The 21,091-nt window shown below is 69.8% G+C and carries 19 protein-coding genes; 3 read left to right on the top strand and 16 right to left on the bottom strand.

Features of this window, described 5'->3' with window-relative positions; all coding sequences use genetic code 11:
• Window positions 1-6: 6 nt before the first annotated feature.
• The 11 genes from LZ198_RS16550 to LZ198_RS16500 are packed head-to-tail and all read right to left on the bottom strand — an operon-like array spanning window position 7 to window position 11,454.
• On the bottom strand, window positions 7-378 hold the full coding sequence (locus LZ198_RS16550; protein WP_253972939.1) for a cytochrome C oxidase subunit IV family protein: 372 nt from the start codon (window positions 376-378) through the stop codon (window positions 7-9).
• A gap of 14 nt (window positions 379-392) precedes the next feature.
• Window positions 393-1,043: a cytochrome c oxidase subunit 3 family protein gene (locus LZ198_RS16545; protein ID WP_253972938.1), complete on the bottom strand. Its 651-nt coding sequence runs from the start codon at window positions 1,041-1,043 to the stop codon at window positions 393-395.
• Window positions 1,033-2,670: a cbb3-type cytochrome c oxidase subunit I gene (locus LZ198_RS16540; protein ID WP_407667434.1), complete on the bottom strand. Its 1,638-nt coding sequence runs from the start codon at window positions 2,668-2,670 to the stop codon at window positions 1,033-1,035. Before LZ198_RS16540 ends, LZ198_RS16545 begins: the two co-directional genes overlap by 11 nt.
• Window positions 2,651-3,673: a cytochrome c oxidase subunit II gene (gene coxB / locus LZ198_RS16535; RefSeq protein ID WP_253972937.1), complete on the bottom strand. Its 1,023-nt coding sequence runs from the start codon at window positions 3,671-3,673 to the stop codon at window positions 2,651-2,653. Before coxB ends, LZ198_RS16540 begins: the two co-directional genes overlap by 20 nt.
• Window positions 3,670-4,029: a hypothetical protein gene (locus LZ198_RS16530; protein ID WP_253972936.1), complete on the bottom strand. Its 360-nt coding sequence runs from the start codon at window positions 4,027-4,029 to the stop codon at window positions 3,670-3,672. Before LZ198_RS16530 ends, coxB begins: the two co-directional genes overlap by 4 nt.
• Entirely contained in the window at window positions 4,026-5,231 is a 1,206-nt protein-coding gene (locus LZ198_RS16525; protein WP_253972935.1) for a hypothetical protein, read from the bottom strand. The genes LZ198_RS16530 and LZ198_RS16525 overlap by 4 nt, the downstream gene beginning before the upstream one ends.
• Window positions 5,228-5,914 carry a c-type cytochrome gene (locus tag LZ198_RS16520; protein ID WP_253972934.1) on the bottom strand — a complete coding sequence of 229 codons (687 nt, stop codon included), beginning with the start codon at window positions 5,912-5,914 and terminating at the stop codon, window positions 5,228-5,230. Before LZ198_RS16520 ends, LZ198_RS16525 begins: the two co-directional genes overlap by 4 nt.
• Complete coding sequence (locus LZ198_RS16515) at window positions 5,911-6,441, bottom strand: DUF3341 domain-containing protein (RefSeq protein WP_253972933.1); 531 nt, start codon at window positions 6,439-6,441, stop codon at window positions 5,911-5,913. The genes LZ198_RS16520 and LZ198_RS16515 overlap by 4 nt, the downstream gene beginning before the upstream one ends.
• Window positions 6,438-7,871, bottom strand: coding sequence for an NrfD/PsrC family molybdoenzyme membrane anchor subunit (nrfD, locus tag LZ198_RS16510; protein ID WP_253972932.1), 1,434 nt, complete (start codon window positions 7,869-7,871; stop codon window positions 6,438-6,440). The genes LZ198_RS16515 and nrfD overlap by 4 nt, the downstream gene beginning before the upstream one ends.
• A complete protein-coding gene (locus LZ198_RS16505; protein WP_253972931.1) occupies window positions 7,868-10,819 on the bottom strand; it encodes a 4Fe-4S dicluster domain-containing protein in 2,952 nt (983 codons plus the stop codon). The genes nrfD and LZ198_RS16505 overlap by 4 nt, the downstream gene beginning before the upstream one ends.
• A complete protein-coding gene (locus tag LZ198_RS16500; protein ID WP_253972930.1) occupies window positions 10,807-11,454 on the bottom strand; it encodes a cytochrome c3 family protein in 648 nt (215 codons plus the stop codon). Before LZ198_RS16500 ends, LZ198_RS16505 begins: the two co-directional genes overlap by 13 nt.
• Window positions 11,455-11,764: 310 nt before the next feature.
• Here LZ198_RS16500 and LZ198_RS16495 point away from each other — a divergent pair, with 310 nt between their 5' ends.
• Together LZ198_RS16495 and LZ198_RS16490 are read left to right on the top strand one after the other, a co-directional pair.
• Window positions 11,765-12,205, top strand: a complete 441-nt coding sequence (locus LZ198_RS16495) for a YciI family protein (protein WP_253972929.1) — start codon at window positions 11,765-11,767, stop codon at window positions 12,203-12,205.
• A gap of 125 nt (window positions 12,206-12,330) precedes the next feature.
• A complete protein-coding gene (locus LZ198_RS16490) occupies window positions 12,331-13,821 on the top strand; it encodes an AGE family epimerase/isomerase (protein ID WP_253972928.1) in 1,491 nt (496 codons plus the stop codon).
• 9 nt (window positions 13,822-13,830) lie between these two features.
• Here LZ198_RS16490 and LZ198_RS16485 read toward each other — a convergent pair whose 3' ends face one another.
• The 3 genes from LZ198_RS16485 to LZ198_RS16475 all read right to left on the bottom strand — a co-directional run bounded on the left by LZ198_RS16485 (window position 13,831) and on the right by LZ198_RS16475 (window position 18,193).
• On the bottom strand, window positions 13,831-16,464 hold the full coding sequence (locus tag LZ198_RS16485) for a hypothetical protein (protein ID WP_253972927.1): 2,634 nt from the start codon (window positions 16,462-16,464) through the stop codon (window positions 13,831-13,833).
• A 439-nt stretch (window positions 16,465-16,903) separates the two neighbouring features.
• On the bottom strand, window positions 16,904-17,881 hold the full coding sequence (locus tag LZ198_RS16480; RefSeq protein ID WP_253972926.1) for a hypothetical protein: 978 nt from the start codon (window positions 17,879-17,881) through the stop codon (window positions 16,904-16,906).
• 162 nt (window positions 17,882-18,043) lie between these two features.
• The gene (locus LZ198_RS16475; protein ID WP_253972925.1) at window positions 18,044-18,193 is read right to left on the bottom strand and encodes a hypothetical protein; all 150 of its coding nucleotides are present in this window, start codon (window positions 18,191-18,193) and stop codon (window positions 18,044-18,046) included.
• A gap of 146 nt (window positions 18,194-18,339) precedes the next feature.
• On the opposite strand from LZ198_RS16475, the gene LZ198_RS16470 reads away from it, so the two are divergent.
• The gene (locus LZ198_RS16470) at window positions 18,340-18,795 is read left to right on the top strand and encodes a hypothetical protein (protein WP_253972924.1); all 456 of its coding nucleotides are present in this window, start codon (window positions 18,340-18,342) and stop codon (window positions 18,793-18,795) included.
• A 10-nt stretch (window positions 18,796-18,805) separates the two neighbouring features.
• On the opposite strand, the gene LZ198_RS16465 is transcribed toward LZ198_RS16470, so the two are convergent.
• Both LZ198_RS16465 and LZ198_RS16460 read right to left on the bottom strand, forming a co-directional pair.
• Window positions 18,806-20,005, bottom strand: coding sequence for a hypothetical protein (locus tag LZ198_RS16465; RefSeq protein ID WP_253972923.1), 1,200 nt, complete (start codon window positions 20,003-20,005; stop codon window positions 18,806-18,808).
• A gap of 258 nt (window positions 20,006-20,263) precedes the next feature.
• Window positions 20,264-21,076, bottom strand: a complete 813-nt coding sequence (locus tag LZ198_RS16460) for an alpha/beta fold hydrolase (RefSeq protein WP_253972922.1) — start codon at window positions 21,074-21,076, stop codon at window positions 20,264-20,266.
• Window positions 21,077-21,091: the final 15 nt, after the last annotated feature.

Raw genomic sequence — 21,091 nt, 5'->3', positions numbered from 1 at the left:
GCGACCTCAGGGGCTCCCCTCTCCGGGGCTGGCCCGGGGAGGCGCCACCTTCGGGACCGTGGACCGCCCCGGCAGGAGCAGCGGCTGGAAGGGACCGGGCGGCATCGTCGGCGCCGCGCGGTCACCTGCCTCGACCAGCACCAGCCCCATGAGGATGGCGACGAAGACGAACGCCGTGGCGATCACCAGGCGGGGCCCACCCTGCCGCTCCGACAGGTGCATGTAGAAGAACGCGATGAGCCCCACCTTCGCCGCGGCGATGACGAGCGCGACCACCAGCCCCAGGGTCCCGGTGTGCAATCGCGACAACGCGAAGGACAACGTCGTGAGCACGAGCAGCCCCAGCCCCACCCCCAGCATCTTCAGCGAGCCCGCCATGCGCGCGCCTCCCCTCAGGCCAGGTACAACAGCGGCCAGAGGAACAACCAGACGATGTCCACCAGGTGCCAGTACATGCCGCCCAGCTCCAGCGGCGTGTGGTACGCGACGCTGAAATGCCCCGACAGCGCGCGCACGGCCAGGGTGGACAGGACGCCCATCCCCACCAGCACGTGGACGGCGTGGACGCCCGTCATCACCCAATACAGGGTGAAGAAGAGGCTCGCGCCGGGCATGGAGAACGCCTCGAAGTCATACCAGGCGCCGGGCAATGCGCCGTCGTGGGCATGCTGCGTGTACTCCGCGCCCTTGATGAACAGGAAGACCACCCCCAGCGCCAACGCCCCCAGCAACAACCCCCCGGCGCGCAGGTCCCGCCCCGCGCGCACCGCAGAGATCGCCAGCGCCACCAGGATGCTGCTCGTCACCAGCACATAGGTGTTGAGGGTCCCCAACCCCACCTCCATGTGCAGGCGCCCCTGATGGAACGCGTCCGGGTACGCGTACCGGTAGAACGCGTAGGCGGTGAAGAGGGCCGTGAAGAGCATCACCTCGGACGCGATGAAGATCCACATGCCCAGGTGCGCGGCGTCCTGGCGCGAGGCCTCGTCACCGAAGTGCCCGGCCTGTGGCACCACGGGTGGCAGGGAGGCCTCAGGCCGCATGGCCCACCTCCGGCTGGAGGTCCGGCCGCGAGTAGTCGTGCGGCCGATAGGGGAACACGGGCGGCTCGTGGAAGTTGGCCTCCGGTGGAGGCGAGTCGCTGTGCCATTCGTAGCCGCGGCTGCCCCAGGGGTTCCTCCCCGCCACCCGGCCATGACGCAGGGACCAGCCCAGGTACGCGGCGATGATGAGGAAGCCGAACCCCAGCAGTGACGCGCCCGCGGTGGACGCCACGTGCAGCGGCTGGAAGTGCTCCGGGTAGTCCGCGTAGCGCCGCGGCATGCCCATGTTCCCCAGCAGGAACTGCGGCAGGAAGGTGGTGATGAAGCCGAAGATGATGAGCACGGCCGTGCCCACGCCCAGCCCCTCCGGGTAGCACCGGCCGAACATCTTCGGGAACCAGTAGTGCAGGCCCGCGAGGAACGCCATCAGCGACGCCCCCACCATGATGAAGTGGAAGTGCGCCACCACGAAGTACGTGTCGTGCCAGTGCAGGTCCGCGGACGTCACGGCCACCGCCACGCCGCTCATGCCACCGAAGAAGAGCAGGAAGATGAAGCCGAGCACGTACGTGAACGGCGTGCACATCCAGATGCTCCCCCGGTACATCGTGCTCGTCCACGTGAAGATCTTCAGCGCCGTGAAGATGGCCACCAGCATGGACAGGATGCTGAACGTCCCCGCCCCCAGCACGGACTGGCCGGACACGAACATGTGATGGCCCCAGGTGAGGAAGCCGACGAAGGCGATGCCCACCGTGCTCCACACCAGCACGCGGTAGCTGATGGGGTTCTTCCGGCAGAAGGCGCTCACCGCCTCGCTGATGACGCCCATGCCGGGGAGGATCATGATGTAGACGGCCGGGTGGCTGTAGAACCAGAACAGGTGTTGGTACAGCAGCGGGTCTCCGCCGCGCGCCGGGTCGAACAGCCCCACCCCCACCACCCGCTCCAACGCGACGAGCAGCAGCACCATGCCCAGCACCGGCGTCGCCAGCACCTGGATGATGGAGGTCCCGTAGATGGCCCACACGAAGAGGGGCAGCCGCATCCACCCCATGCCAGGGGCCCTCATGGTGTGGACGGTGGTGATGAAGTTCAGGCCGGACAGGATGGTGGAGAAGCCCACCACGAACACGCCCATCAGCACGGGCAGCACGTCCGTGCCGGTGGCGGTGCTGTAGGGCGTATAGAAGGTCCAGCCCGTGTCCACGCCGCCCTCGAGGATGGCCCACACCGTCATCACCGCGCCCACCACGAACAGGTAGAAGCTGGCCAGGTTGAGCCGTGGGAAGGCGACGTCCCGGGCGCCGATCATCAGCGGCAGCAGGAAGTTGCCGAACGTCGTGGGGATGGAGGGGATGAGGAACAGCCACACCATGATGACGCCATGGAGGGTGAAGGCGCGGTTGTACGCGAGCCGCCCCATCACCGTCTCCCCTGGCGTGAGCAGCTCCAGCCGCAGCGCGAGCGCGAACATTCCGCCCAGGAGGAAGGTGCACAGCAGCGCCACCAGGAACATCACGCCGATGCGCTTGTGGTCGTGCGTGGTGAGCCACGACCACGCGCCCCGCCGCGCGTTGAGATAGTGCTCGCGCGGCATCGCCGGCTCAGCGACCTCGAAGCTCATACCGGGGCTCCTGCACGGTGGGAGGCACGGGGCGCTCCGGCCGCAACGACTGGATGAACTCGACGAGCGAGGCCACGTCCCCCGCGCTCAGCCGCCCCTGGAACGACGGCATCACCGGCGCGTAGCCCGCGACCACCTTCGCCTGTGGTTCCATCATCGACTCGGTGAGGTAGGCCACGTCCGCCCGGATGGTGCCTCCCGTGTCCAGCGGCTCCTCGCGCAGGTACAGCCCCCTCCAGGTGGGGCCGATGTGCGGCGTGCCGTCCACCGTGTGGCACTGGAAGCAGCCGGCGCGCGTGGCGACGACGCGCCCCTGCTCCACCAGCGGCTCCGCAACACCCGCGCCGGAGGCCACCTGGTCGCCGCCCTGCTGGGTGCGCCACACCTCGAACTCGGCCGGAGACAGGGCCACCACCTCCGCGCGCATGTGTGAGTGGTCGAGCCCGCAGTACTCCGCGCACAGCACCGGGTAGCGCCCCGGGCGCACGGCCTCGAACCAGGTCTCCGTGTAGCGCCCGGGGATGGCGTCCATCTTCAGGCGGAAGGCGGGCACGTAGAAGGAGTGGATGACGTCGCGCGAGGTGATGAGCAGCCGCACCGGGCGCCCCGCCGGCACGTGCAGCACGTCCACCGCGCCCGGGCCCTCCGGATAGGCGAACTTCCACATCCACTGCTTGCCGGTGACGTAGACATCCAGCGCGTCCGGTGGCGCCGAGCGGGACCAGACGTAGTCGCGGTAGCCCAGCGCCCCCCACAGCAGGAAGAACAACAGCGGCACGGAGACGAAGAGCGCCTCCATCCACACGGGCGCGAGGACCTCCGGGGTGAGCGCGTGCGCATGGCGCCGCCGGAAGCGCAGCAGGAAGACGAAGCCCGTGAGGCCGATGGCCGCCCCCACGACGAACGTGGTGAGGATGATGAAGAAGTGGATGCCATCCACGCGCGACGCCAGCGTGGAGCCCTCCTCCGGGAGGAAGAGCATGCGCCGGAGCAGCTCGCTCATGGCCGCGCCCCCTCTTCGGCCAGGATCGCGTCCATGGCCCGCTCCACGGGAACGTGGATGACGCCCGCGTCCCGGTCCACCCAGCCATAGTCCTCCAGCCGCGCGTGCTGCGTGGTCCTCAGCCGCGCCGCCGAGTCCTCCAGCGCGAAGGGGCGTTGCTCGACGACGGACTGCTCCGCGCGGCCCATGCCCGGCGGGCGCCCTGCCTCCTCGTCCGGACGGGTCCACACCTGCCAGAGATGGGCGGCGAGCACGGCGAGGGCAATGAGCACCAGCCAGCCGCCCGCGACCAGCGCGATGCGCCCGCTGGGGAGCTGCCCCGCGTCGGACGGCGGTGGCGTGAACTCGGGGCTCATTGCTCGGGCACCCGCAGCGAGTGGAGCAGGAATGGATCCCTCACGGGCACGGTGTAGCCCCCGCGCGCCAGCCACAGGACGACCGCCACGCTGAGCCCGCCCAACCCGAGCCACGCGGTGACGCTCGTCCAGTGGAAGGACGCCCGTCCCGGGTGGAGCGCGGGCAGCACCAGCCAGTAGACGTCCACCACGCGCATGAGGAGCAGCCACGCGGACACCCAGGCCAGCGAGCGCGGGTGCTCCTTGATGCGCCGCGAGAGCAGCAGGAAGAAGGGCACGGCGAAGTGCCCCAGCGCGAGCAGCACGGCCACCGGGAGCCAGCCACCGTCCAGCCGGGCGCGGTACCACGTCACCTCTTCCGGCAACGACGCGATCCAGATGAGCATGAACTGCGAGAAGCCGCAGTAGGCCCACAGACACAGGAAGGCCAGCAGCAGCGTCCCCAGCCTGCGGAAGTGCCGCGGCCCCATGAGCGCGCCGAACTCCCCGGGCCCGCGCCCCCCCGCCGCCAGGATCGCCACCGTGGCCAGGGCCGCCACCACCCCACCACACCCCACGGAGAGCGCGTACACGGTGGACTGCCACAGCGGCTCCAGCGACATCAGCCAGTCCAGGCAGGCGAAGGACAGGCACAGCACCACGAGCGGCAACGTGCCCGCCGACAGCCGGCGCTGGTGCTGGGTGAGATGGATGCCCCGCTCGCTGATGCCGGCCTCGGCGTCCTGACGCACGGACCAGCGCCACAGGGCCCCGCCCACCACGCCCCAGACGAGGAAGTAGAGGACGGCGCGGGCGAGGAAGAAGGGCACGTTGAGGTACGGGCGCTTGTGCGCGAGCAGGTGCAGCCCGTGCGCGCCCAGGTCCGCCGGCGGGCTCACCCAGGGGAATAGCTGCGGCATGGCGAGCGCCACGGGCACGAAGAAGACGGCGAACAGCGGCCCGCACGCGGCCATGATCTCCAACGGCCTGCGCAGCACCGTGGGCCAGCGGGCCCGGGACGCGTGGAAGGCCGCGAGGATGAGCAGCGCGCCCAGGCAGAGCGACAGCCACCACGCGAACGCGAAGAGGTAGCCATGCGCCGCCTCACGCGGCGCCCCCCATCCCCCCACGAGCGTGGCGAGCAGCGCGAGCACCCCGCCGCCCCCCGCCCCCACCATGGCCCGCCGCCCGCCGTCGTACCGAGGAAGGACCACCCGGCTCATGGCGCACCTCGCGTGCCGCTGGAACGCTGGAGTTGGTCGCGGACGTCTGGCGGCGCGGCGGACAGCGGCGCGAGCTGGCTGTAGGCCAGCACCCGCAGCCAGGCCACCACCATCCAGCGCTCCTCCGGCGGTATCTGCGGCGCGTACGAGGGCATGAGTCCATACCCCTCGGTGATGGCCTGGTAGTAGAAGCCGGGGGGATGCGGCAGCGCCGCCCAGCCGGGGGACGCGGGTTCCAGGGCGCCGGTCCCCGCGTCCGGGAGTCCCTCCTCCACGCCCCTGGGAGGGTGGCGCTCGTGCCCGGGCCCATACAAGGCGGGAGGCGCGCGCAGCCGCATGTTCCGGGCGACGATGCTCCGACCATCCGCGAGCAGGCCGTGGCACGGCGCGCACCAGGTCTCGAACTGGTCGCGGCCTCGCAGCAACACCTCGCGGGTGAGCGGCAGCGGGAAACTCCAGGGGTCGACCAGCCCCCCGTCCGGAATCGCCAGCGGCACGTAGGCCGCCTGGCGCAGGTACCACTCGCGCGGCATCGTGCCCGGCACCGTGGGCCGCATGGCGCGCGCGTCCGCGAAGTTCTCGTCCTCCGAGTAGGGATTGTCGCGCGCCTGCACCTGCATCGGGTCCAGGTCGTTGCACCCGCTCACGACCAGCGCGACCGCCCACAGGCTCCGCGCGCTCATCGCCGCGCCTCGTCCACCAGGGACACCTGGGCCGCGCCCAGCGCGCGAAGGGCCGCGTCCGCCGCGTCGCGCCCGGCGTCGTCCACCACCGTCACCGCCAGCCAGAACCCATCGATGCTGGCGCTGCGGAAGTCCTCCAGGTCGAAGAACGGGTGCGTCACCCGCGGCAGCCCGCAGGCCACGAGCACCCCCAGGAAGAGCGCTCCCGCGGCCGAGAGCACCGCGGACTCGAAGACGATGGGGATGAAGGCTGGCCCCGAGTGCAGTGGCCGGCCGCCCACGTCGAGGGGCCAGTCCACCGCCTGGGTGAACCACTGCACGAGGTACGCGCCACCCGCGCCCCCCACCCCGGCGACGAGCCCCAGCAGCGGCAGCCGCGAGGGAGGCAGCGACAGCACCTCGTCGATGCCCTCCACCGGAAACGGCGTCAGCGCGTCCATCCGCGTGAAGCCGCGCGCGCGCAGCCCTCGCGCCGCCTCCAGCAGCTGCTGGGAGGTGCGGAACTCGCCCAGGAGCCACCGGCTCACGCTCCACCTCCGGGCGCGCGCGCCTCCGCCACCACCTCACGGGCGAAGCGCTCGGAGGACTCCAGTTCGTCCTGGAGCTGCTTCACCTCGCTGATGGGCACCGGAGGCAGCAGCTTGAGGAACAGCAGGAAGCCCAGGCCGAAGAGCCCCACGGTCCCCGACAGCAGCGACAGGTCCACCCACGTGGGCGCGTAGTGCCGCCAGCTGCTGGGCAGGAAGTCCTCGCTGAGCGGCGACACGACGATGACGAAGCGCTCCAGCCACATGCCCACGTTGACGAGCAGCGCGGCGCCCCACAGCACGGCGGGCGACGTGCGCAGCCTGCGGGACCAGAACAACTGCGGCACCAGCACGTTGCAGGTGAACACCGTCCAGAACGCGGGCGCGTACGGGCCGGTGCGCAGGATGCTCATCGCGTGCATCTCGTACGGGTCTCCGCCGTACCAGCCGAAGAAGTGCTCCTGGATGTAGCCGTAGGCCACGAACAGGCCCGCCACGAGCAGCAGTCGCGCGAGCACGTCCAGGTGCGCCTCCGTGATGACGTGGTGGAGGCGCAGCACCCGGCGCGCGGGCAGCAGCAGCGTCATCACCATGGCCAGGCCGGAGAAGATGGCGCCCGCCACGAAGTACGGCGGGAAGATGGTGGTGTGCCAGCCCGGGAGCTGCGCCACCGCGAAGTCGAACGAGACGATGGTGTGGACGGACACCACCAGCGGCGTGGCCAGCCCCGCCATCAACAGATAGCCCGTGCGCCAGTTGCGCCAGTGCCGGGCGCTGCCGCGCCACCCCAGTGACAACAGCCCCCACGCGCGGCGCTTCCACGTCTCCTTCGCGGTGTCGCGCGCGGTGGCCAGGTCCGGCAGCAACCCCATGTACCAGAACAGGGTGGAGACCGTGAGGTACGTGAGGATGGCGACGATGTCCCAGGTGAGCGGCGAGCGGAACTGCGGCCACATGCGCAGCGAGCTGGGATACGGCACCAGGTAGTAGAACTTCCACGGGCGCCCCAGGTGCAGCAGCGGGAAGAGGCCGGCGCAGGCCACGGCGAACAACGTCATCGCCTCCGCCATGCGGTTGACGCTGGAGCGCCACTTCTCGCCGAAGAGCAGGAGGATGGCGGAGATGAGCGTGCCCGCGTGGCCGATGCCGATCCACCACACGAAGTTGATGATGCCGAAGGCCCAGGCCACGGGGATGTTGTTGCCCCACGTCCCCACGCCCACGAACAACGTCACGCAGATGGCCACGACCAGCAGCACGACGAGCGCCGAGCACACCCCCACCAGCGCCCACCACCCCCACCCCGGCGGGCCCAGCACCGGCCGCAGCAACGACTGGCCGATCTGGTCGTTGGAGTAGCGCCCCTCCAGGAGCGTGGCCTCGACCAGCGGGTCCTCGGTCACCGGCGCCTTGGGGGCCACGTCGCTCATGAGAGCGCCTCCGAGGGGTTCTTCAACCTCAGCAGGTGGACCGTGCGCGGTCGCGTCCCCAGATGGTTCAGCAGCGCGTAGTGCCGAGGGTCGCCGTGCAGGCGCGCCACCGCCGAGTCGCGCGCGTCCAGGTCTCCGAAGGTGATGGCGCGCGTGGGACAGGTCTGCGCACACGCGGTGTCCACGTCCCCCGGGCGTATCTCACGCAGCTCCACCCGCGCCCGGATGCGCGCCGCCTCGATGCGCTGCACGCAGTACGTGCACTTCTCCATCACCCCGCGCGAGCGCACCGACACGTCGGGGTTGCGCAGCATGCGCGCCAGCGGGTTCTTCCCCGTGTAGTCCAGGTAGTTGAAGCGACGGACCTTGTAGGGGCAGTTGTTGGAGCAGTACCGCGTGCCGATGCAGCGGTTGTAGACCATCTGGTTGAGGCCCTCGTCCGAGTGGACGGTGGCCGCCACCGGACAGACGTATTCGCAGGGCGCGTACTCGCAATGCACGCACATCACCGGCTGGGTGATGACCCCGGGGTCGTCCTCGTCCCCGAGGAAGTACCGGTCGATGCGCAGCCAGTGCATCTCCCGCCCCTTGCGCACCTGCTCCTTCCCCACCGAGGGGATGCTGTTCTCCGCCTGGCACGCCGCCACGCAGGCGCTGCAGCCGGTGCAACGGTTCAGGTCGATGGCCATCCCCCAGCGGTGAGGCGGCGTCACCGGGTGCGGGACGGGGGGATACAGGTGTTCCCGCGGCGCCTGGAGCCCCTCCAGCAGGGTCCGCGCGTGGGCCTCGAAGGTCTCGCGCGAGGTCTGGAGGGCCAGGGGCCGCTCCTCCATGCGCCAGTGCTCCTGCGTGAGGGCGAAGTCGTGGTGTCCCTCCAGGAGGGTGAGGCTCACGCCCGGAAGGACCCAGGGCGCGTCCTGGAAGCGCAGCTCGTTGGCATCGAAGCCCACGTCCTCCGCCACCGGCCCGCCGCTCGCGCGCCCGTAGCCGAGCGGCAGCGTGACGGTGTCATCCGCCTGTCCCGGCAGCACCAGCACGGGCGCCTCCACCGCGCCGTCCCGCGCCGCCAGCCGGACGCGGGCGCCCCGCGCCAGCCCCAGGCGCGCGGCCGTGGCCGGGCTCACCAGCGCGGCGTTGTCCCACGTCAGCTTGGTGATGGGGTCCGGCAGCTCCTGCAACCAGGGGTTCGCCCCGAAGCGTCCGTCCTGGACCCGGGCGTCGAGGATGAACTGGACCTCGAGGCCGGAGTCCGACGCCGGGGGCAAGGCGCGCACGGCCGCGAGCACGGCGGGCGCGTCCACCCGCGCGGCCACCTCCGGCAATCGCGTGCCGGGAATCACTCCCTCCGCGAGCCAGCCCTCCCAGGCCCGCCCTCCTCCCCCGTCGTGCTCGCGCCACAACGCGCGGAGCCGCTGATAGGACGTTTCCGCCAGCGCGCCGGAGAAGGCCGCCGCGACCTCCAGCGGGGCCACCACCTCCTCGAGCCAGGGCGCGATGAGCGGCTGGAGGATGGTCGCGGTCCCGTCGCTGGCGCGCCCGTCCTCCCAGTGCTCGTAGGCGTGCGTGGAGGGGACGCTCCAGGTGCAGGCGATGGACGTCTCGTCCTCGTGGAGCGTGCAGTACACGCTGTCCTCCACCCGGCCCATCGCCAACGCGAGCGGCACGTCCGCGGGCGCGCGGTAGACGGGGTTCCACGCGGTGATGAGCAGCGTGTCCACCCCGCCACCACGCAGCTCCTCCACGAGCGCGGGCAGCGCCCCCGGGTCCGGCGCCGGCGTCAACGTCGGCGCCACCTTCGCCACGTGTCCGCCTAAAGCGTCATTGAGGAGGTGCGCGAGCGCATGCACCGCCGCGGGCTGCCGGGCGCCGACGACGACCAGCGCCTGGTCCTTCCGCGCCACCAGGTCCGCCGCGACCGCGGCGATCCACCGCCGCTCGGACTCGGTGGTGGACATGGCACCGTCGGCCAGCGTGGCCAGGTCGCTGCGCTTCAGCCGCCGCCCCACCTCCGCGCCGATGTGCCGAGCCACGTGGGGCACACGGGTGGGCCTCGCCCGGAGCCTGTGGTCGCCGAAGGCCCCCGTGACGGACAGGTGGCTCTCCACCACCCACAGCCGGCTCATGTCGGGGAGCGCGCGCGAGGCGCTGAACTCCCGCGCCGCGCGGAGGCTGCCGGGCAACGTGGAGAGGAAGTCGTCGTCCAGCGAGAGCACGGCGCGGGCGGTGTCGAACCGGGGGAGCGTGGTCAGCGGTCGGCCATACGCGATCCGGGCGCCCTCGAGTGACGCGCCGGTGTCGGCGGCACAGAAGGGCACGACCTTCGCGCGAGGGAAGCGCTCCAGGATCCGCCCCCAGGTATGGGCCCAGAGGGGTGACCCCGTGGGGTCCACCAACAGCCGCAGCCCCTCGCCCGCGTCCTTTCGCGCCGCGAGCTGGAGCAGTCGCGCGAAGAGAGCCTCACGACTGGAGGGTTGGCCCCGGTGCCGCACGAGCTTCGCGCGATGCGGGTCATAGAGTCCCACCAGTGATGCCTGCTCCTGCAGGCCCGCCGCCCCCAGGCTCTCGGGATGGGCGACGTTCCCCTCCACCTTCGTGGGCCGCCCCTCGTGGCTGCGCACCACGAGGCCTCGCACGTGGCCCTCCAACGTCAGGCCCGTCGCATAGTGGAGCGGTACGCCGGGCGTCACCTCGGGTGGCTGCCGCGAGTACGGCATCACCTTCTCGGGTGGCTGCCGGAAGCAACCGGCGGTGCTCGCCGCGGCGCCGAACGCGGCCAGCTCCAACAAGGCCCTGCGCGACAGGCCCTCGGGTGGACGCGAGGCACCGGGAGGGAACTCCTCCTCCGGGCCCGGGGCCTCCTGCCGTCGACGCGACTCCAGGCTCCGCCACGCGGGAGGCGAGGCGCTCCTCAGCACCGGCAGCGGAAAGCGCTCCTTCAACGGTGGCATGTGTTGCACTCCGTTCGGGGGGCGACGTGGAGGGCCTGGCGCACCCGTCGGCCCGTCTCCAGGGCATCGACCGGGGGGCGCCACGTCATGTCCGCGACGCGCTCCGGCGGGCGGAGATGGGGCGTGGGATCCCGGTGACACTCCAGGCACCACCCCATGGTGAGCGGCGCCACCTTCTCCACCAGCGCCATCTGGTCCACGCGGCCATGGCAGCTCACGCACCCCACCCCCTTGTGGACGTGGATGGCGTGGTTGAAGAAGACGAAGTGCGGGAGGCGGTGGACGCGGTTCCAGGGGATGGGGCGGTCCTGGAAGTAGCTCTCCCGCACGGGCGCGAGCCGCGGGCTCTCGTTCCAGACCTGGGCGTGACACCCCATGCAGCGGCTGGTCGGAGGTACTCCCGCGTAGGCCCCCTCCCAGGCGCCCTCGTGGCAGTAGCGGCAGCCAATGCCCTCATCCCCACTGTGGTGGCGATGATCGAATTGCACGGGCTGCTCCACCGGCTCGAAGGTCGCGGTCCCCAGCGGGCTGCGGGCCAGCAGCATCAGGACGACGACGCCCAGCACGGGCACCCCGGCCAGCAAGGCCAGTCCGCCACGCAATACCTCGTCGGTCCCTGGAGGGAAGAGGCCCATTCACCCGCCGCTCGGAGTCAGGCCCCCCGACTACAGGAGCCACGAGGATGGGAGGGCGCGACGAGAGAGGGATTGTCGATTAGCCGCCGCGGGGGCGAGGCCCCTGTCGTTCACGCCACAGCGGAACGAGCGAATGGATGGGAGGTGGACGGACGGCCGCGACCCGGGGCCTGCTCTCCCGACCGCTCGCGCAAGCCCTCGGAACCACACGGCTTCCGAAAAATGCGCGAGGCATGTCGATCTGACGACCCGCTACTCGTTGCCTGGATGAAGGGCGGGAACAGACCCGCCCACGAACCAGGAGCCGAACATGCGCGTGATGGTCTTCGTGAAGGCGACCCCCCACTCCGAGACGGGCGCCATGCCCACGGAAGAGATGTTCGCGGAGATGGGCAGGTACAACGAGCAGTTGGTCAAGGCGGGCATCATGCTCGCCGCCGAGGGCCTCCAGCCCAGCAGCAAGGGCAAGCGGGTGGTCTTCCAGGACGGGAAGAAGCCGAGCGTCCTCGACGGCCCCTTCACGGAGACCAAGGAGCTGATCGCCGGCTACTGGCTGTGGCAGGTGCGGTCGATGGAGGAGGCGCTCGAGTGGGCGCGCCGCTGCCCGAACCCGATGCCCGGTCAGGAGGGGGTGATCGAGATCCGCCCGGTCTACGACATGGCGGACCTCGGAGAGACCTTCACCCCCGAGCTCCGCGCTCAGGAAGAGGGGCTCCGCGCGCAGATGGAGCAGCGGCAGAAGGCGACATAGCCCTGGTCGAAGGCGCGCTCCCGAGGCATCGGCTGGGAAGCCCGAACAGGTGGGCGAAGGAAGAAAGGGCTGAGGGTAGGAGGAGAGCGACGTAACATCCGGACTCCGACGAGCCATTCATGCCCATGAGCGCTTCCCGCCCATCCCCGTCCTCGTTGCCGCCAGGTCTCCTGTTGCTGACCGTCCTCCTCCTCGGTGGGGGCGCGGCGGCCCGGCCTCGGAGCGCTCGAGGCGCCTCGGAGGCCCGTGCCCCGGCCCCGGAGTGGTTGGCGCGGCTGCCGAAGGGCGAGCGCTGGCAGGAGCATCTGCGCCAGGAGCTGCTTCCCTTCTGGACGATGCCCTCCGCGCTGGGCGAGCCGTTGGGGGCATTCCCTTCGGTGCGTTGCAATGACGGCTCGCTGCTCGACCGGAGCAATCCCTGCCCGGAGCTTCGGGGCAACGACTGGCTGCTGGCGGATGTCACGTATGTGGTTGCCCTCTCCCGGCAGACGTATGCCTATGGGGTCGCGTTCCATCTGACCGGAGAGCCTCGCTATCTGGCCTTGGCTCGCGCGGGCGTGGACCATCTGCGCCAGCACGCCTTCGACCGCGAACACGGCGGGGCGTTCTCCTGGCGGGACAATGCGGCGGGGGCGTGGGGACCCGACGTCTCCCAACGCAACCCCCAGGAACAGTCCTACGCGCTCCTCGGACTGGCCTTCTACTACTACCTCACGCGGGACGAGGCCGTGCTCCAGGACCTCGTCGCGGGCAAGGAGTACCTCTTCCAGGCGTACGGGCCTCCGCCGCTCCGGCAGTCACCTGGGGGCCAGGGTCCGGTGCGCGTCATGGACACGCTCGACCCGCTCAATACCTTCCTCGTGCTGCTCACCCCGACGCTGCCGCCCCGGCAACGGAAGGCCTGGGAGCGGGACATGCAGGCGTTGTCGCGCCAGCTCGTCGACGGGTTCTATTCGCCTTCGGAGAACCTCTTCTTCCGCGACCTGCTGCCGCCAGAGGAGCGCAAGGTGGGGAACTCGGAGGCGGATTTCGGGCACACCATCAAGGCGCTGTGGATGCTCCGCATGGTGGGCCAGCTCACGAAGGAGCCGAAGCTGGTGCGCTTCGCGGAGACGCACGGGCCCCAGGTGTTGCGGAGAGCCTTCGATTCGGACACGGGCGCATGGACATCCCGTCCGTTGCCGGATGGGAGCCTGGACAAGACGAGGGACTGGTTCATCCACGCGGAGCTGGACCAGTTCGCGGCGTCGCTGGCGCTGACGACGCCGTCGGCGGGCCAGTACCTGCCAGCCACGGTGGACTTCTGGATGCGCCGCTTCGTGGACCCGGCGCACGGCGAGGTGTGGACCTTCCTGGATGGCGCCACGCACCAGCCGTTGCCGGTCCTCCCCAAGCAGTGGCCCTGGAAGAACGGGTATCACTCCTTCGAGCACGCGCTGGTGGGCTACATCACGGCGCGACAGCTCCATGGCGAGCCGGTGGTGCTCCACTACGCCTTCCAGCCCGCGGAGTCCGCTCCGCGGGCCGTGCGTCCCTACTTCTACTCGGGCGAGGTCCAGCACGTGCAGCCCGTGGCGCCGTCGGTCTATCGCGTCACCTTCCGCGCCGTTCGCTGATGGACGGGGTCAGGGCTGGAGCGCCTGTCGGAGCGCGTCGATGAACCCTGGCTTGGGGGCATCGACGCGCCTGTTCTTGTAGTCCTCCAGCTCCTGTCCCCACTCCTTCTGCGTCTTGAAGCCCTCGCCCCGGTCGTACAGGAAGCCGCGCAGGTCGCTGTAGTCATACTTGCCTCCCTGCTTGAGCTTCTCCATCGCCGTGACCACCTGGTCTCCCGAGACGCTGTGGCTCAGCATCAGCGACACGAACCGCTGCGTCATGTCCTTCGTCACCTCGGACTGGACGAGGTCGGGGGCCAGCTTCACCAGCTCCTGGAGCTTGGCGGGCGACATGCCGAGCGCGTCCCGGAGGAGCTTCAACTGCTCGGGGCTGGAGTCGACGAGCGCCGAACCGACCTGGTCGTCGATGCCGGCGGCCTGGAGGTACTTCTTCTGGTCCTTCTCGAGCTGGTCTCCCTTCCACCAGTTGCTGACGGCCTCTCCTCCCGCCGTCACCACCGCGCCCGCGCCGTTGATGAGCAGTCCGGCGGGAGCGGAGAGGGGGAAGACCTCCGCCGCGCTCCCCAGCGCGCTCAGCGTGTCGCCCATGAGCGCGATGGCCTGGCCAGGGTCCTTGGAGTCCTTCAGGTCCTCGACACGGATGCTCGCGGACAGGAAGCTCGCCGCGACGCCCAGCCCGGGGGCGAGGCGAGTCAGCTTCGCGGTGCGCACGAGGTCGTCCGAGGACGTCACACCGAAGCGCGCGAGCTTCCCTTGATTGGCGAGCGAGCCTGAGACGGCCGAGTACAGCTCCAGCGAGTCCCTGCCGACTCCGAAGGTCTCCTTGAGCGCCTTCTGGTACTCGCCGTCGCGCTGCTCCTTGGCCGCGAAGGCAGCACCGAAAATGACACCCGCTCCGCTGAAGCCAGCGGCCAGTGCGCCCGTGGTTTCGGGTCCGACGGGAGACAGATCTCCCGCAGCCTCGGGGACCCCGGGAGCGGACAGTTGCTTGAGTCGCTCGAGCGCGGTCCAAGGCTGCTTTGAATTCTCGACGTGCTTGAGTGCCTCCATGCCCTCGACGAAGCGGTCCTTGCCGCCCACCACGTCGTAGAGCGGCTTGTACTTCTCCAACTGGTCGGTGAACTTCTCCAGGGCGTCCTTGGGGTCCTTGGTGTTGGCGACCTCCTGGGCGGCCATGTGCGGCAGGGCCTTCTTGATGAGCTCGTTGTAAAACTCAGGCGACTTGGAGAAGGCCTGCGAGGCCTTCGCATCCGTCGTGAGCGCCAGCGCCGCCTCCATCGCGACCTTGGCCTCGGAGCTGTCCGCCAGCTTCGTCAGCGCATCCTGAAGGGTCTTCGCGTCCTCGGGTCTGGTGATGGCCGCGTTGGTCAGCGCGGAAGGATTGTTCTTGATCGTGTCGCTGAGTGCCTTGAGGGCCTTCTCCTTGGCCGCGTAGACCTCCTGGTTCTTCGGGTCGTCCTGGAAGGCCTTGATGTAGGCCGCGCGCTGCTCGTCGGAGAGCGACGGGCCGAGCTTGGCCAGGTGCGCGGCGAGTTCGGTGTCCTTCTTCTTGGCGTTGTCGGCGGCCTCGTTGTACTTCTTCGTGGCCTCGCTCACGCTGGACATGACCGAGTCGGTCTGGGGCGCGCGATCCACGTTGGAGAGGCCGAGTGTGTCGACGGCGCCCTTCCATTGCGGCGTGAGGTTGCGCAGGGACTGGAGGTCCGCGTCGTTGAGCGTCCCCGCCTCGTATGACGTCTTCAGCGCGTCCAGGAAGTTCTTCTTCTCCTCGGGCGTGCGGTTCGCCTGGGCATCGTTGAAGTGCTCCATTCCCACGTGGGCGAGGATGGACTCGGAGCCGCCCTCCTTGAGTCGCTCCATGAAACGGGCTTGATAGTCCTTGTCCCCCTTGTAGTGCTCGAGGGTCTCGGCGACGTAGGGCCCCCAGCCCGCTGCGGTGCCCTTCTCCTTGAGGCGCTGGTAGTCCTCGTCGGCCTTGCGCACGGAGTCCGGGTTGAGGGGGCGCTTGGTGTCCGCCACCATCATCTTCTGGAGTTCGGGGGGCACCTTTGCCTTCTCGAGGGCGGCGGCGCGCTCTGGCGAGCCAGGCCTGGTGTCGAGGATGGATTTGACCTGGTTGGCCGAGAGGCTTCCGGCCTCCCGGTAGTGAGGCTGGGCCTTCTTGAAGGCCTCCATCGACTCGTAGGACTTGTGGGTCGTGGGGTCGAGGATCTTGTCGCCCTGGCGAATGACGACGTGGCCGGACTGGCCCTCCACGCCTGGGCGGGTGTCCTCGAGGAAGACGGCCTGGGAGCGTGCGCGCAGAGCGGGCGTTGCCTTGTCCACCCAGTCCGCGGCGACATCCAGGCAGTTCTGCTTGTTGTCGTGGACGTCCTCGGTGAGCAGCGAGGAGGCCTGGGTGTCGACGCCGAGGCGCTTGTCGAACTCCGTCTGGCGGCCCTGGCCCTCGAAGCAGGTGGTGGCCTTGCTGGCGGCCTGCTGGGCCGCTGCGGCCCGCTGGGCCTCCGCGGCCATGCGTGCGGCCTCCGCCGCGGCCCTGGCCGCAGCCTCCGCCGCGCGACGCGCCTCCTCGGCGGCCCGACGTGCCGCCGCTTCCGTGTCACTGACACTGTTGTTGCGATTGCTCGCGGGGCCGACGCTCATGAATGCGCTCCTGGGGATTGGGACGGTGTCCGCTCCCTGGAGCAAGGTTCGAGCCCACGGCCAAAGGTGCGAACAGACAAGGATTTCGCATCCGGGCCTGTAGGCCGCGGCCTACAACTCACGGCGGATATGATGGCCGCGCACTGCAAGGGCGGAAGGCCGTGTGGCTACTTCGCCTTCTGCTGTCGATCCACCTCGACGCGAAGCTCGTCCTCCTGCATGGGCGGCTCAGGGTTGAACTCGGCGCCAGAGTCCTCGACATGGAAGACGAGGCGAAGCTCAAGCACGCCTTCCTCCCCCGGCATCGGGTTCGGGCAGCGGCGCGCCCACTCCATCACCTCCTCCATCGAGTGCCCCTGCCACAGCCAGTAGCCGGCGAGAGGCGGTCCTTCGAGCTCTACCCATGGCCGCCTCCCATTCAAATGGCGAGAAAGCCGAGTCAGAGCATCTCGAACAGCAGGCCGAGCAGCTCGAACTCGACCTTGTAGAGCGCCTTCAGGAAGGTCCCGAGGACCGACGGCTCCACGTTCACCACGTCGACGGCGAGCAGGATCTTCTCCGGCAGGATGGTCAGCGCCATCCCCAGTTGGACCATGGAGGGAGGCAGGACCTGCCAGTTGACGATGGCCTGCGAGACGACGATGGGCGTCGTCCCGCTCGGCTGCCCCGAAGCGGGCCCCGCGCCCGCGAGCAGATACATCGTCTGGCCATAGACATACACGCCCGTCGCGAACGCCCCCCGCCCCGCGGTCCCATCCCGATTCTGGGTGGTGATCCGGAACGACATCATCGAAGGGGTATTGCCCTCGAGCAGCATGGTCCACAGCTGGTGGGTCTGGGAGGGATTGGAAGGGTCTGGGAGGCCATTCGTCGACCCCGGAGACAACTGCCGGTTGAGCCCGGCGGGTTGCAGGAACGCGTCGCCCGGCTTGATGACGGGGTCCGACCAGGAGAAGGGCTGGACCAGGCTGCGGTTGAGGCCCGCCGGCACGCCAATCATCAAGAGCACGTCGCCGGGATGCTCGGCGGGCACCGGGAGCGTGGAGACCATGCCACTGCCGCCGGGGAACGTGCTCGCGAAATAGGACTGGGCGAACGTCGGCGTCATCAACAGCGCGCAGTAGATCGTGGCGCTCTGCTGCACGGACAGCGAGAAGGTCCCGTCGCTCCCCACCGACGCCAGCCACGACGTGTTGCCGAGGATCTGCGTCTTCGACTCCAGCGCGAACAGCGCCACCTGATACTGCTGGGGGTTCGCGATACCGACGACCTTGCCCGTCACCGTGCTGGCGGTCGACATCGCCCCCCAGAGGCTGAACGGCAGGTTGTCGAAGACGATGGTGGGCTCCTGCGTGCTGTAGGGCGAGCCGTTCGCGATGCCGTTGATGTTCAGGATGGTCTGGACCGACTGGGACATGCCTGCTCCGGGGTGCGCCAGGTTGACGCGCCCGACCCAGCAAGTCCTGTGCCCTGTCGCGGCGACCCGACGCGCCCCTGATACATTCCTCGGGCTGCGTCCAGTCAGGACGAAACCGCGTCTGCCCGCACGCAGCGCGGGCATTGAATCATGAGACATCGCTCACTGGACGCGTTTGACGTACACGTCCGGGCCACACGCACGAAGGCGCGCGAGCGCGGCCTCGGCCTCCTCGCGCGAGGGCACGAAGCGGGCCACCCCCCACTTCCCCCGGGTGAGTCGCGGGAAGTCCTGGGTGTCGACCGTGAGCAACCTCGCCCCGACGCCCGAGCGTCGGTGCCTGGAACGGGAAGGCTGGAGCATGGACGACGGAGCCTCGCAGGAGAGGGTCCGCGCGGTGCAGCGGTTCCACCAAGGGGCTTGTATCGCAGAGGAGCGACGGGCTTGAGTGCAAGCCCATGAACCGCCTCCTTCCAGCAGGGCTCTGCCTCCTCCTCGCCTCGGGCTGCGGCGGCATCAAACAGATGATGGGTGAGGAGGAGTACCTGCGCCAGCAGCTCTACGACTACGCCTATGACGTCCCGCTGGACGCGCTCTGGACCGCGGGGCTCGCGCTGGCGGCGGAGGTCAAGGAGGAGTCACGCCCGGAGGACGGGAGCCGGACCGCCATCGTCCTCGTGGCGAGGACGCACCTGGGGGAGCGGGTCCTCCGGCGTCTGGTGATGCGAGGCTGGGAGGACGAGGGACGCAGCTACCTGCGGTTCTTCGAACCATGGAGCGCCGCTGTCCCGGTGCCGGACGACATCGGCATTCGCGACGTGGAGACGGAGCTGGCCCTCGTCACCCGGTTCCACCCGGAGGACGCCGAGCGGCTCCGCGCGGGCGGGCGGCGGGCGGGCCAGCAGGCCCGGTAGGCCGCGGCGCTCACTCCGTCGAGACGACGAGCACCTGGACACGTCGAGGGGCGATGTCCACCTCCCGAACCTGCTCTTCGCCACCTCGCAGGATGCGCACGGCGTGTCGGCCGGCGGGAAGCGTGATGCGCGCCACCTGGAACTCCGCGGGGAGGCTGAGCCAGCTCTGCTCCGACACCAGGTAGTACGCGATGGCCGCACGGAACCACAGGAAGCCCCCCAGCGGCGGCAGCACCAGGAAGACCCCGAGCGTGCCCATGCGCGACCACAGGTTCGCGCGCCGGATGGTGTCCAGGGCCACGCCATGGTCGGCGCGGCGCAGCAGGATGTTCTCCAGCGAGGTGACGGTCTCCGTCTTCCAGGTGCCGTCCGCCACCTCCACGACGGCCCTGCCTCGCATCCAGGGCCTGGGGCAGACGGACTGGATCTGGTTCTTCGTATCGAAGCCTCGCTGCGCCATGCAGCGCTCCGGAACCCTCCCGGCCTCCACGATGACCACCAACTCGCCTTCCCGCTCCGTCAGCGCAGGTGCCACCGAGGCAGGCAGGGCGCGCTCCAGCTCCGCGAGCTCCGGGCGCCCGAGCCGCCTCGCCTCCGCCACGAGCCAGGGGCCCAGGTGGTGCATGCGGGAGGGGGCGCCCGGCGGGGCCGCCTGCGTGATTCGCCAGGCGGCGAGGTAGTCGATGAACGCGGAGTCCTCGTTTCCCGCCACCTCGTGCGCGAGCCCGCTCACGTACAACCCGATGGCGCTCTGGACGAGGTAGGGGCGCAGCTCCTCATCGATGGGGAAGATGAGCAGGTGCCGCTCCATGTCCACGTGGTGGCGCTCCTCGAGGTGCCGCTGCAGGTTCAGCGCGCTCGACAGCCGCGCCTCGACGGCCGCCTCGTCCGCCCGACCCAGTTGGAGGTAGTTGAGCGCGTTGAGCGTGTGCAGCGTCTGTCGCTCCAGCACCCCCATCCGCCAGGGGATGTTCCCCGACACCTCCTCGGTCAACCGGACCACCTCGTGCTCATCCGCGAGCTCCGCGGCTTGCTCCAGGGCCCGGGTGCTCGCCCTCCAGTCCCCGGCACGATGCAGGAGCGCGCCCCGGTCCACCGCGACGAGCAGCGGATCCATCCCCTCCTGCGCCGCGACGGCGTCCAGCTCCTTCATCGCCTCGTCGTACCGCCCCACCTCCGCCAGGTCGCGCATCTGGGCCGTGCGCTGCACGTAGGTCGGACTACACCCGGAGGAGACGACCCACAGGAGGAGCCCCATCCCGACGAGCGAGGCGGCGCGAGCCGTTGCACGGCGCGATGGCGGAGCGAGGCCGGACACGAGGAATCCCATGCTTCGACAGTAGACCCGGTGAGGCCCTGCCCGGTCATCTCCGAAGCGGGCCCCCCAGGGAAGAACGAGGGCCGGAGCCGCGCGTCGCGGCCCGTTCCCGCCACTGGGATACTGTCGCACATCGGAGGCGCCGCGGGCTCACCGGCTGGCGCGGCCGATGAGGGTCACGATGGAGTCCAGGACGAGTGGCTCTCCGTCGTTCATGACCTTGTGTGAGCTCCCCTTGGCGAGGACGTAGGTGCGGTTCGGGTTGGAGCCGACGAACTTCTGGTGCGCCTCCCGCCAGACGGCCGCGCTCTCCGGGCTGTTCTGTCCCGCCTCCGCGACGACGTCGATGATGGGCAGGGACACTGGCAGGGCGACGTGGTCGATGCGCTCGACGGTCACCGGCAGCGCTTCCGCCCAGGGGATGGCGACCTTCGCCAGCGCAGGCGCCTGGCGTCTGATCTCCTCGTACTGGCTCCGCATGGTGACCAGGTTCTTCTCCAGCTCCCCCTGCCCCCAGACGCCCGGCACGACCGCGTCGAGCAGCACCAGGCCCTTGACCTCCTGGCGCTTCTCCGCGAGGACGAGACCGATGGCGCCACCATACGAGTGGCCCACGACCACGAGCGGCCCCTGGATGCCACACCGCTCCAGCGCCGCGCCCAGGATTCCAGCATCGTTGTCGAGGCTGTAGACCGCCGTGGGGCTGAGCGTGCTCTTGCCGAGTCCCGCCCTGTCGTAGACGAAGGTCTGGAAGCCCTTCTCCCGGACCTGCTTCTCGAGGGAGGTCCAGACGGTGGAGTCGTTCCCGAAGCCAGACTCGAAGACCACGGTGGGGCTGCCCGTGCCCTGCTTGCGCGCCCAGATCCGGTGACCCTCGATGTCGAGGAGGGCGCCGTCGCAGGCGGCTTCGGCGGCCGTGGTGCGTGGCGTGGACGCGCATGCACTCAGCAGGACAACACTCATCACGGCGATTGTGAT

It is taken from the genome of Myxococcus dinghuensis (assembly GCF_024198235.1).
Taxonomy (GTDB): domain Bacteria; phylum Myxococcota; class Myxococcia; order Myxococcales; family Myxococcaceae; genus Myxococcus; species Myxococcus dinghuensis.
Note: the sequence above shows the minus strand (reverse complement) of the source record. Positions and strands in the feature narration are given on the sequence as shown.

Bases quoted from the DNA above. Each gene is read 5' to 3' on its own strand.
- LZ198_RS16550 (WP_253972939.1), bottom strand. From the start codon at position 378: ATGGCGGGCTCGCTGAAGATGCTGGGGGTGGGGCTGGGGCTGCTCGTG.
- LZ198_RS16545 (WP_253972938.1), bottom strand. From the start codon at position 1,043: ATGCGGCCTGAGGCCTCCCTGCCACCCGTGGTGCCACAGGCCGGGCAC.
- LZ198_RS16540 (WP_407667434.1), bottom strand. From the start codon at position 2,670: ATGAGCTTCGAGGTCGCTGAGCCGGCGATGCCGCGCGAGCACTATCTC.
- coxB (WP_253972937.1), bottom strand. From the start codon at position 3,673: ATGAGCGAGCTGCTCCGGCGCATGCTCTTCCTCCCGGAGGAGGGCTCC.
- LZ198_RS16530 (WP_253972936.1), bottom strand. From the start codon at position 4,029: ATGAGCCCCGAGTTCACGCCACCGCCGTCCGACGCGGGGCAGCTCCCC.
- LZ198_RS16525 (WP_253972935.1), bottom strand. From the start codon at position 5,231: ATGAGCCGGGTGGTCCTTCCTCGGTACGACGGCGGGCGGCGGGCCATG.
- LZ198_RS16520 (WP_253972934.1), bottom strand. From the start codon at position 5,914: ATGAGCGCGCGGAGCCTGTGGGCGGTCGCGCTGGTCGTGAGCGGGTGC.
- nrfD (WP_253972932.1), bottom strand. From the start codon at position 7,871: ATGAGCGACGTGGCCCCCAAGGCGCCGGTGACCGAGGACCCGCTGGTC.
- LZ198_RS16505 (WP_253972931.1), bottom strand. From the start codon at position 10,819: ATGCCACCGTTGAAGGAGCGCTTTCCGCTGCCGGTGCTGAGGAGCGCC.
- LZ198_RS16500 (WP_253972930.1), bottom strand. From the start codon at position 11,454: ATGGGCCTCTTCCCTCCAGGGACCGACGAGGTATTGCGTGGCGGACTG.
- LZ198_RS16495 (WP_253972929.1), top strand. From the start codon at position 11,765: ATGCGCGTGATGGTCTTCGTGAAGGCGACCCCCCACTCCGAGACGGGC.
- LZ198_RS16490 (WP_253972928.1), top strand. From the start codon at position 12,331: ATGAGCGCTTCCCGCCCATCCCCGTCCTCGTTGCCGCCAGGTCTCCTG.
- LZ198_RS16485 (WP_253972927.1), bottom strand. From the start codon at position 16,464: ATGAGCGTCGGCCCCGCGAGCAATCGCAACAACAGTGTCAGTGACACG.
- LZ198_RS16480 (WP_253972926.1), bottom strand. From the start codon at position 17,881: ATGTCCCAGTCGGTCCAGACCATCCTGAACATCAACGGCATCGCGAAC.
- LZ198_RS16470 (WP_253972924.1), top strand. From the start codon at position 18,340: ATGAACCGCCTCCTTCCAGCAGGGCTCTGCCTCCTCCTCGCCTCGGGC.
- LZ198_RS16460 (WP_253972922.1), bottom strand. From the start codon at position 21,076: ATGAGTGTTGTCCTGCTGAGTGCATGCGCGTCCACGCCACGCACCACG.